Origin of the sequence: Chamaesiphon sp. OTE_8_metabat_110, assembly GCF_031382685.1 — a bacterium.
GTDB lineage: Bacteria > Cyanobacteriota > Cyanobacteriia > Cyanobacteriales > Chamaesiphonaceae > Chamaesiphon.
Map to the genome: position 1 here is coordinate 1 of NZ_JANMZA010000615.1, position 10,588 is coordinate 10,588.

General features: G+C 45.7%; 12 protein-coding genes. 6 read left to right on the plus strand and 6 right to left on the minus strand.

Annotated features, from left to right (window positions below):
• The first annotated feature begins 395 nt into the window (after positions 1–395).
• Positions 396–560, plus strand: coding sequence for a hypothetical protein (locus RMO52_RS22150; RefSeq protein WP_309739985.1), 165 nt, complete (start codon positions 396–398; stop codon positions 558–560).
• A gap of 57 nt (positions 561–617) precedes the next feature.
• On the opposite strand, the gene RMO52_RS22155 is transcribed toward RMO52_RS22150, so the two are convergent.
• From RMO52_RS22155 to RMO52_RS22170, 4 genes are all read right to left on the minus strand, one after another.
• Positions 618–2,312 (minus strand): hypothetical protein, encoded by a 1,695-nt coding sequence (locus RMO52_RS22155; RefSeq protein WP_309739983.1) that lies wholly within the window; start codon positions 2,310–2,312, stop codon positions 618–620.
• A gap of 135 nt (positions 2,313–2,447) precedes the next feature.
• Positions 2,448–3,398 (minus strand): ABC transporter ATP-binding protein, encoded by a 951-nt coding sequence (locus RMO52_RS22160; protein ID WP_309739980.1) that lies wholly within the window; start codon positions 3,396–3,398, stop codon positions 2,448–2,450.
• 174 nt (positions 3,399–3,572) lie between these two features.
• On the minus strand, positions 3,573–3,983 hold the full coding sequence (gene mutT, locus RMO52_RS22165; RefSeq protein WP_310418642.1) for an 8-oxo-dGTP diphosphatase MutT: 411 nt from the start codon (positions 3,981–3,983) through the stop codon (positions 3,573–3,575).
• A gap of 90 nt (positions 3,984–4,073) precedes the next feature.
• The gene (locus RMO52_RS22170; RefSeq protein ID WP_310418645.1) at positions 4,074–5,030 is read right to left on the minus strand and encodes an RNA polymerase sigma factor, RpoD/SigA family; all 957 of its coding nucleotides are present in this window, start codon (positions 5,028–5,030) and stop codon (positions 4,074–4,076) included.
• A 373-nt stretch (positions 5,031–5,403) separates the two neighbouring features.
• Between RMO52_RS22170 and RMO52_RS22175 the strand changes: the two genes are divergently transcribed.
• Positions 5,404–5,997 carry a histidine phosphatase family protein gene (locus RMO52_RS22175; RefSeq protein ID WP_310418648.1) on the plus strand — a complete coding sequence of 198 codons (594 nt, stop codon included), beginning with the start codon at positions 5,404–5,406 and terminating at the stop codon, positions 5,995–5,997.
• On the opposite strand, the gene RMO52_RS22180 is transcribed toward RMO52_RS22175, so the two are convergent.
• Positions 5,977–6,564: an NYN domain-containing protein gene (locus RMO52_RS22180; RefSeq protein WP_309744966.1), complete on the minus strand. Its 588-nt coding sequence runs from the start codon at positions 6,562–6,564 to the stop codon at positions 5,977–5,979. The genes RMO52_RS22175 and RMO52_RS22180 overlap by 21 nt on opposite strands.
• A gap of 204 nt (positions 6,565–6,768) precedes the next feature.
• Positions 6,769–7,251: a 2-C-methyl-D-erythritol 2,4-cyclodiphosphate synthase gene (gene ispF / locus RMO52_RS22185; protein WP_309744970.1), complete on the minus strand. Its 483-nt coding sequence runs from the start codon at positions 7,249–7,251 to the stop codon at positions 6,769–6,771.
• A 141-nt stretch (positions 7,252–7,392) separates the two neighbouring features.
• Between ispF and RMO52_RS22190 the strand changes: the two genes are divergently transcribed.
• The 4 genes from RMO52_RS22190 to RMO52_RS22205 all read left to right on the plus strand — a co-directional run bounded on the left by RMO52_RS22190 (position 7,393) and on the right by RMO52_RS22205 (position 10,476).
• Complete coding sequence (locus RMO52_RS22190; RefSeq protein WP_310418651.1) at positions 7,393–8,187, plus strand: nucleotidyltransferase domain-containing protein; 795 nt, start codon at positions 7,393–7,395, stop codon at positions 8,185–8,187.
• Positions 8,188–8,301: 114 nt separating this feature from the next.
• Positions 8,302–9,276 (plus strand): cysteine synthase A, encoded by a 975-nt coding sequence (locus tag RMO52_RS22195; RefSeq protein WP_309744962.1) that lies wholly within the window; start codon positions 8,302–8,304, stop codon positions 9,274–9,276.
• Positions 9,277–9,398: 122 nt separating this feature from the next.
• Positions 9,399–9,776, plus strand: a complete 378-nt coding sequence (locus RMO52_RS22200) for a VOC family protein (protein WP_396135076.1) — start codon at positions 9,399–9,401, stop codon at positions 9,774–9,776.
• An 88-nt stretch (positions 9,777–9,864) separates the two neighbouring features.
• Positions 9,865–10,476, plus strand: a complete 612-nt coding sequence (locus RMO52_RS22205; RefSeq protein WP_310418657.1) for a hypothetical protein — start codon at positions 9,865–9,867, stop codon at positions 10,474–10,476.
• Positions 10,477–10,588: the final 112 nt, after the last annotated feature.

The window sequence follows — 10,588 nt, forward strand, 5'->3', positions numbered from 1 at the left end:
ACCATTGCTGCCAGGGCGTCTAATTGTCCGGTGCTGAGGTATTGACCTTGTGCATCGGCTTGGGCGACAACCTTGGAGAATCCGTCTAACATATATTTAATCCTGTATGCGTTTAATAGTTTTGGTGTCAAATCTTTCGGCGGCTGTCTCGCGATCGCTTAACATAGCTTAATAAATTTGCGAAAACTCTCGTATTAATATGAGAGGCTGGCTAGCTTTGATAGTCGGTGTTTACCAATCTGTCAGTTACTAGTATTACCTATTACTCTAAGTTTATACAATGTTGGATGGAATGTTTTTTGTTTTTCCTCATCTTTGTCACAAACGTTAATAATCCCCCCCTGCCTAGCTCCTAACTCGGACAATGGGTACCATAGTTACACCACTTTTGCGCTGTGAGCACAAAAAAAAATCGCTTAAATGTTTCCCTCGATCCGATCGAGCGTGAGAAGTTGGAAAAACTGGCTGCGGAGTCGGGGCTTTCGCTCTCGCGGACGATCGCGCAGTTAATTCGTAAGGCTAAAAGTAAGCCCAAGGATGACGATCTGACAAACACCTAAAAAAACCCAGCTTCCGATTGAGAAACTGGGTGAACGCGTTATTAAAGGCTTTAAAATCTAGCTTTGAGTGAGTAGTACTTTGCTCTGCGAGCGTCCGCTAATTTTTAACTGTCGTTGTAATTGATGCGTCAGTGCGGCAAACATCGCCACTTGCGCGGTAAATGTCGCTAAGATCGTACTTCCTGCTAGCTGGAAAATCCCGATCGGCGCAAAGGGCGAAAATAGCAGTACGATGGCTGCTAAGCCAGTTGGCGATTTGACTGGAGAAAGCGCGTAGGCAACCACCACGGGTAAAATCATCACGACACTGACGATCGCGCAAATCCACAGATTGCGCTTGCGAACTTTGAGAAATAGACCTAAATGTGCGATCGCGGCGTAAATTAAAATCAGACTAGCCGCTACACAGATCCCTGCTAGCAAACGTGTTACGTGTCCGGGCGTACTAAAAGTATTGAAGTCCATCCCGCGAGTGGGAACAGTTAAAGCCAAGATCGTTACTGGTATCCACGCAACCATCGCCATCGCGACGTTAATGGCGATCGTTAGCAGGGCAGGACTTTTATCGTTACCAATCAAATCTTGAAATAGATCCCGTTGCATAAACTTCCGCCGCTGCTGAGTGTGTTCGCGACGATAGCGACTCCAATCTTGTAATGCTTGTTTGTTGGGCAATAACATCGGAATTAGTAATAATAATGCGATGAAATCAACCATCGCCAGTACGGACATTATTTGACGTGCATGGTAGTATTTTTCCGGATTTGCAAAAATGAGTGGCACTGTAAACCCGGCGATCCACAATTGGACGCAAAAATTAATGAGATAACTTTGATATTTACTAATTATAGTAGCCGTAGGGTTGAGATAGCGACGGGATAGGGTCTGCCAGATGCCATAACTAGCAACCAGACAGCAGCCAATTACAAAGATATGAAAACTAACCGCACTCCGATCGATCGCCCAACCATACCAGTAGATGTATGTATAGTCTCCCGAAAAATTTTCTTTGTTTATCGCACTTGATAAAAAGCTATTAATCGCGAAAATGGGCAGACACAGTGGGAAAGCCACAACGATGACTGTCACAATTGCCTGAATGCCGCCGAGTAAGACATATAAAACTGAGGCACTAGCTAGCAAGAACCACATTGCTCCTAGCGTTCCATACCAACTCGCTAGTAAGGGAATAGTAGCTTTGGCGCTCATTCCCATCCAGAAATGTAGCGGCAGCATCACAGATATGGCAATATATACCAGGATGGGTACGCCCGAGATTTTACCGATAAAAATTGTCTGAGCTGATTGAGGGCTAAGCCGGATAAAGTTGAGGGTGCCGCGTTTTTCTTCTTGAATTAAGTCGGCAACTAAGGTATAAACAGATCCCAAAATTAGTCCCGACGGCAAAATCCAACTCAAACAAATAAATATATCGTATTGCCACTTTTGCCAGTTGATAATGAAACCACCAGCACCATCGAGATTACATAGGCTGCTGGAATTATTATAGGGAGAGAGACTAAAATTGCAATATTTACTATAAACCTGCTGAGCTATTTTGGGAATTAGCGGCGAATTATTATCAAATAGTGGAGCCGGGAGCTGAGCATTAAAAAATAGTACCACTAGTCCCTGAAGTAATAGGCTACTCACGATTGCCAGCGCAATATTTCGGGGTGTCAACCGTTCTTTGAGTTCTCGGAATAGCTGGGGGTTGGTATCACCCACTCGATCGATTAATTTATCTAACATTATCGTTATTCACCTCTCTAGTGGTTATTGACAAAACTTTCTCGAAATAGTTGGGAATTAGTAGATCCAATCGATCGTTTTGATTATCATCATCCTCATCTCAACTAAATTATTAATTATTAATTATTAATTAATTTACGAGGCTTGTTGATGCCCTAACTTCAAGAAAATAGTTTCTAAATCTTCCTGAATACATTGAAAATTGGTAATCGGGATCTGGTTGTGAATGAGCGATCGCAACAGATCGGCGGCATCCTCTTCATTGCCCAAAAATCCGACCCTCACGCCATTAGTACCAGTTAATACTTCCATCTCTGTCACCAAGGGATTGGCTTTAAGTTCGTGTTTGAGAAGGGCTAAATCTCCGAGCGTGCCAATTAGAATTTGTTGCTGACTCAACCGTTGATAGAGATCTTCGAGCCGACAACTCTCGACCAAAAATCCTAGCTCCATAATCCCGACAGACGTACAGAGTTCGGCTAAGTCACTCAAGACATGAGATGAGATCAAAATCGTCATCCCTGCCTCTTGGAGTGTCTTAACGATCTGCCGAAATTGCATCCGGGCGATCGGATCTAATCCCGATACTGGTTCGTCTAGCAATAGTAAAATCGGCTCGTGAATAATCGTCCGCGCCAGACTCAATCGCTGCTTCATTCCCCGCGAAAGTGTGGCAATCTTACTATTGCGCTTGGTACTGAGCTGTACCAGTTCCAGCACGTCATATAATCGCCGCTGACGCCGTTCGGTAGTGAGCTTATAGAGCCGCGCAAAATAGTCGAGATAGTCCCAGACTGTCAGATCGTCATACAGGGGAAAGTCATCGGGGAGATATCCCAACAACCGTTTGAGATTGGTATTGCTGCGATCGCGTAGCAGTCGTTCGCCATTGATATAGATCTCGCCTTGAGTTGGTTCCTCAGCGGTGGCTAGCATCCGCATCAGGGTGGTCTTACCAGCACCGTTAGGGCCAATGAGTCCATAGACTTCACCTGCGGCTATCGCCAAGTCCACGCCATTTACCGCCAGATGACGATCGAACTGTTTGGTTAAACCTTCTGTCTGAATTGCTAATTCTGTGTCCATTACTCACTCACCACTATCGTGTCGATGCGATCGGCGGATTTGAAGATTGAGTTAGCAACTCAATTTTCGTATTCCATCAATTATAGATACAATCTCGCGATTAGTGATTTCGTAAAGGTGGAATGGTGTTGCTCGGTGCTAGCCTAAATAACCATCCGAAAGATGCTGGCAAATTTAGCACTTTTGCCCTGATTGGATTGCCGCGATAATTGCTAGATTGGCGGCGGGGAACTGGTACCGATGGAGATCTTCGACATTTACCCAGCGCACTTCATCGGACTCGATCGGTTGGGGAATACCACTGATATGCTGACAATGATGAGCGATCAGGGTAATCTGAAATGTTGGATAAGTATGCTCGATCGAGATCAGATGCTTCCCGACGCTAATTTCGATCGCCAATTCTTCTCGAATCTCCCGCACGATGCACTCAGGCACTGTTTCACCAGGCTCGATTTTACCGCCTGGAAACTCCCATAGTCCTCCCATTGCGCCTTCAGCCTTGCGCTTGTCTATTAAAACTTGCCCCGACGGACTCCAGATAACGCCAGCACCGATTTTTTTATGGGGGAGCGATAAATTCACGATTAGATCCTTAACATTATCTCGATCTATCATTAGCTAGACGCGATCGAATTGTCAAAAAAAAGCCCGCTCGTGCGGACTTGATAATATTTACGAAGCGAGATACTCACCGATATCGGCTTTGCGTTTGCGGAGCTTGGCAATCGCTTCGCGCTCGATTTGACGGACGCGCTCGCGACTGATGTTGAGCAAATCGCCAATTTTCGCGAGGGTGAGGGGTTGGGTATCTTTTAACCCAAACCGGAGCGTCAGCACCTGCTGTTGTTGAGGGGTGAGTTCGGACATCATTCGCTCTAGATCTACCTGAAGAGACGAGTTGGTGACATACTCTTCTGGTGAGATCCCCGGATCTTCTAAAAGATCGCCGAGTTCGGTGTCTTGATTGTCACCCACCCGGAGGTCGAGTGATAGGGGTTGACGGGCGCGTTCTAAGTATTCTCTAACTTGCTTGGAAGATAGCTCCAACTCAGCAGCTAGCTCGTTAATCGTCGCTGCTCGTCCGTATTGTTGAGCGAGAGCGCGTTGAGCTTTTTTGATCTTGTTGAGCTTTTCGGTAATATGGATGGGTAGCCGAATAGCGCGAGCTTTTTCAGCGATGGCGCGAGTAATTGCTTGACGAATCCACCAGTAAGCATAGGTCGAAAACCGATAACCCTTACTAGGGTCAAATTTTTCGACTCCACGCTGCATTCCAATCGTCCCTTCTTGAATCAAATCTAGAAGGTCGATGTTCCGCTTGATGTATTTTTTGGCAACAGACACTACCAGTCGAAGATTAGCCTCTACCATGCGGCGTTTGGCGTTTTCTCCAGCAGAGATCGTCTTTTGCAGTTGGGTTTCGTCGATGTTGGCAGCAGTTGCCCATTCAGCCAAACTTGGCTCCCGACCGAGTTCTTCGAGTAGAGTATTCTTGACCGCCATCACGATCGTCAACTGCTGTACCTGCTTACCATACAGGATTTCCTGTTCGTGGGTGAGCAAGGGCACGCGCCCGATTTCACGAAGGTAGGTACGGACAGTATCGGTTGATGCTTGAGCAGTTTTCATGACTCTGGCTAAAATGTAGTGGGGATTTAGATGCAAAATCTCGATTGCAGCAGTGGTGGCTCTATTGGGTACAATTGGTCTGCGAAGATCGATCGGTACCGAAACTAGCCTTAGCTACAGTTTGTTCTCAAGTTTACTTTTACGTTGTTCTAATAATCTTAACATTTGTACACATTCACTGGCGATCTTTTTTCATACTCAGCCAATTGGCTGACGGTAATGATTTCGCGCGGGTGAAGGCACTGTCGGGTCGGTATACACGCCAAAACATGCCCTAATAACCGTCTCGATCGATTTACTTTCACTCTCATCATAGTTAAGATTTTGTTACGCGAAGGCGATCTACAGCACAAATTGGAGTTATTTAAAGTTAATGCAAACATTTTGGTTAGTTCGCCACGCACATAGATTGGACTTCAGCGAACCGGAATGGTTCGATCGAGCGATTTATCCTTACGATCCGCCACTCTCACCGCAAGGGCACGATCGAGCTGTCTGGTTGGCTCAAAAGTTAAGCGACATCAAGGTCGATCGGATTTATACGTCTCCCTTTCTCAGAACGATTCAGACAGCAGACCCGCTGGCAAGATTACTAAAATTACCGATTCAGTTGGAATGGGGTTTGTGTGAGTGGTTGTGTCAAGACTGGACGACAGAATTTCCCACAACTACTCCGATCGATGAATTGTTGCGCTATTACCCAAATATTGATGCTGGTTATCAATCTCGACTTGTGCCCTGTTACCCTGAAACTACAGATGCACTAAACATACGTCTTAATATCATAGCACAAAAACTCAATGACAATGGCGATCGGACGATCGCGATCGCCCACAAAGGCTCTGTACTGGGAATCGTAGCTGCCTTAACTAGCAACGATGACTGGCTAGCTCATGATTTGCCATGTGGCGGAATTATTAAACTGGTGAAGGAAGGGGAGCGCTGGTCAGGTGTCGTCGATGGGTAAGCCATGACGGAGTGCAGAGAGTCTAGCCTGAGCTTTGGGATCGAGGGAGTTAAATAAAAATCTTCCAGAAGATTGTTTCTGCGGGCGGTGCCTTCTTTTTGCTCGTTTGGCACTGAAATCGACATCGGAGATCAACTGTAGCGAGGAGATCCATTCGGCACCAAATCCGATCGCGGTCAGTTGCTGGGCGCGATCGGAGGTTGCTACAATCAGTCTCGAAGCGGAGTACTGAAGATCGTGCCGGAATGCCGCACAGAACTTCTCAATGTATGTGTCGGCAGTTTCGAGAAAGTCGCTGTAATGGATCGATAAGTTAGGTGTAATTATCTCGCAGTAAGCTGGTGCATCCCGACTGTAGGCATCAAAAACTACTTTGGTCTGGTAGTCCTCAAACGCACTGTAGTTAATTAGGGCTTCGATCAACTTATTCCGCGCGGCTTCTAAGTCGGCTCTCGATCCCGAAGTGAGTGGATTGCGGTCGGTATGACGGTCGTGTAACTCTGTCCAGGCTCCAATCACGTTGTAGCCATCAACGAGTAATACAGCTTGCTTGCGTGAGGGAGGCATGGTTCAAATTACACTTTCCTTAATAAATTTTTATATTAACTTCCCTAATATTAGCAAGTTGTGGAATAAGTGGATAGGGGGGTGGCTGAGGAGAGGGGGAGACTGGGAGACGAGGAGACTGGGAGACTGGGCGAACTTAGTGGCTTATTCTCTTACCTTTTACCTTTTACCTTTTACCTTTACCTCTTACCTATTCCCTATCCCCTATTCCCTATTTTGTAACAGGACGACTGCATAGGCGCAGATGCCTTCTTCTTTGCCAGTGGCGTCTAGTTGCTCGTTGGTGGTGGCTTTGATGCCGATTTGTTCTGGGGATAGTTGTAATGCCTTTGCCAATCGATCTCGCATAGTGTGAATGTGGGGCTTGAGCTTGGGACGTTCGGCGACGATGACGGTATCGAGATTGCCAATTTGCCAGCCGCGATCGAGGATGAGATGATTGACTTGTTTGAGGAGTTCGATACTGTCTGCTCCCGCCCATTTAGCATCTGTAGGGGGAAAATAGTGCCCGATATCGCCGAGGCTCAATGCGCCCAGCATCGCATCCATAATCGCATGAGTCAGCACGTCAGCATCGCTGTGCCCGAGTAAGCCCAGTTCGTGTTCGAGGCGAACGCCTCCCAAAATCAGGGGACGCCCCGAGACTAATCGATGAATGTCGTAACCATTGCCAATGCGAATGTTCATGGAGATTTGAGGAGTGAGATATGGCAAAATAGCTAATAAGAATCGTATCGCACAGACGGCAAGATCGGTCATCACCGACTGAGAATGCTGCCACATCGGTATTATACGATTGCTGAAGATCTTGTTGGCATAAAAAAATAGATGGAGACGATCGCGGCGCAGAATGCTGATGTTGTCAGTAGCATCGGGGCACAATTACAACAGCTAGCCAGCCAAGAGCAGATTACTATTCTCTATGCTTGCGAGTCAGGGAGTCGCGCGTGGGGTTTTCCCTCGCCAGATAGTGACTATGACGTGAGATTTATTTATCTGCGTCCTTTAGAATGGTACTTATCGATTGAAGATCGTCCCGATACGATCGATCTGCCGATCGATTCGCTATTAGATATTAATGGTTGGGATCTGCGTAAAGCGCTGAAATTATTTAAAGGCTCGAATTCTGCAATTTATGAATGGATTCAATCGCCGATAGTTTATCGAGCTGATGGTAATTTACCTCATAAATTACTGGAATTAGCCCAGCAGTACTATGCACCGCGAGCGGGGATTCATCACTATTTAAATATGGCGACGAACTGCTATCGCGAGTCACTTCAAACCGATACTGTCAAGTTGAAAAAATACTTTTATGCACTGCGACCAATTTTAGCAGCTAAATCGATAGTTACATATCAAACCTTTCCGCCAATGGTGTTTAATGACTTATTGAGTTTAATTAGCGATCGCCCAGATATTTTAGCTGAGATCGATCGATTATTGACTATCAAATCCACTGCTAACGAAGCGACGACGATCGCACCAATTCCACTTTTCAATGATTTTATCCGCACGGAGATCGAACATTGCGAAGCGGCTGTCAAACTTATTCCCAAGCATGAAACAGATGGAGCGGCAATCGATCGGCTATTTAGAAAACTCGTTCTCACTCAAGCTTAAGAGTAAATTCAAACAAACAGAAATTATTTAATTGTATTTGTATAACTACGCTCTTAATTGTCTCAATCGCCAATACTTTAGTCACATTTAATTTCAAAATACACTCAAAAGGCTATGGATATCAAACACGGAATTACTAAAACAATTGGCAATACACCACTGATCCGGCTGAATAGTTTTAGCGATGAAACTGGGTGTGAGATCTTAGGAAAAGCAGAATTTCTCAATCCTGGCGGCTCGGTCAAAGATCGCGCCGCTTTGTACATTATTGAAGATGCCGAGCGACGCGGTATGCTCAAACCGGGCGGTACTGTCGTTGAAGGTACCGCTGGCAATACGGGGATCGGACTCGCGCATATTTGCAACGCTAAGGGGTATAAATGCCTGATTATCATCCCCGAAACTCAGTCAGCGGAAAAAATCGAGGCACTGCGAACCCTCGGCGCAGAAGTTCGGACGGTACCTGCTGTGCCATATAAAGACCCAAATAATTATGTCAAATTATCCGGTCGCGTTGCTGCGGAAATGGAAAATGCAATCTGGGCAAATCAGTTTGAAAATCTCGCTAACCGCTTGGCACATTACGAAACGACTGGCCCCGAAATGTGGGCGCAGACTGATGGTAAAATCGATGCCTGGGTATCATCGACAGGTACGGGCGGCACTTTTGCGGGTGTCTCAATGTTCCTTAAAGAAAAGAATCCTCAAATTAAAAGCATCATTGCCGACCCGATGGGGAGTGGCTTATATAGTTATGTGAAAACTGGCAATATTACCCTCGAAGGTAGTTCGATAACTGAAGGAATTGGAAATAGTCGGGTTACTGGTAACATGGAAGGCGTACCGATCGATGATGCGATCCAAATTCACGACCAGGAGTGTATTGAAGTTGTCTATCAGCTTCTGCGAAAAGATGGATTATTCATGGGCGGTTCGGTCGGTATTAATGTCGCAGCAGCGGTAAGAGTGGCAAAGCAAATGGGTCCAGGACACACGATCGTTACCATCTTGTGCGATGGCGGAGCCAGATATCAATCTCGAATTTTCAACCGCGAATGGTTAGCAACTAAAGGATTGAAAGTTGATTGATATCGATAGGCAACATAACGAATATAGATCTTTGGCGCGTTACCCTTCGGGATAACACACCCTACAGTATTCTTTTTATCCACTATCCACTATCCACTATCCACTATTCACTATCCTAAATGATTGAAATCGTTAGTTGTTTACATGTAGCAGTAATCGCCTCCAATTTGGAGCGTTCGATCGAGTTCTACACGCAGGTATTAGGATTGAAACAGATCGATCGTCAGCTCAAGTATCCAGGTGTCTGGTATCAAATTGGCGATTTTCAATTGCACTTAATTGAAAATGTTGAGGCTCGTTTTAACGATACGATCGATCTCAATGTATCGACGCGCAATCCCCATATCGCGCTATCAGTTCGTGACTTAGATGCCGCCAAACAGCAGTTAATAGCGGCCAATTGTATCGTGAAGATGAGTAATTCTGGCAGAGCGGCACTATTTACACAAGACCCTGACGGTAATGCGATCGAGTTAACTTGGCTCGGTACCGATTCATAAAATTCTAGAGATCTCATCTGGAGGCTAAAGTCGATCGCACAATTGTGATGCAAAGAGCGTCATGGCTGAAAAATAGTCACTATCTACCATGCAGGTCAACCAGACAATCTTAACTCTGAAACTTTTTCACTGTCAGACTAAATTTAGCGGGGTCTGCACTCGTCATGCTATTGCTAATGCCATCTGCTTAGTAGCAGCACTCTGGCTCAATTGTCCAGTCTTCGCTCAGTCAAATTCGATACCATCTGGGTCAGAAGTATGTGATGTAAATCTCACATTATTAAAGCCTACGGAAGTTGGTGCCGATCCAAATATTATCACCGCCGATACTGTATCGCCCGAAGGCAATACTATCCCCAGCTTGTGGTGGACAAACGAACAACTGCCATCAAAATTGGTTGTCAACTGGATTGCCAACCGTCGCCAGAGCCAGATTTATTTATTAGTTAATAGTCAGTATTGGAACATCTTAGATTACGTCGATCGCTATCGCACGCTCTCTAGATTCGGTCGCGTCGCTCAAAGTTATGGTTACGACCTCAAAATTTGTAACGATCGCAAGATTTCCTTAGCGCATTACACCTGTGATGTGAAAAGTGGCTCCACCGAGCGGCAACCTGGTAGTATGATGCCACCTCAGAATTGTCAAATTTGGCTCAATAGTGGCGATCGAGAGGGGATGGGAGTGCAGGGTAAATAATTACGATCGAGACTTTAGTCTGGGCTGCTGGATTTTCCAAGTCACCGCTGAAATAAAATTGGTAGTCATGTGTGCCACGATCGGAATGAGCAAATTGCCAGTCTCGACCATT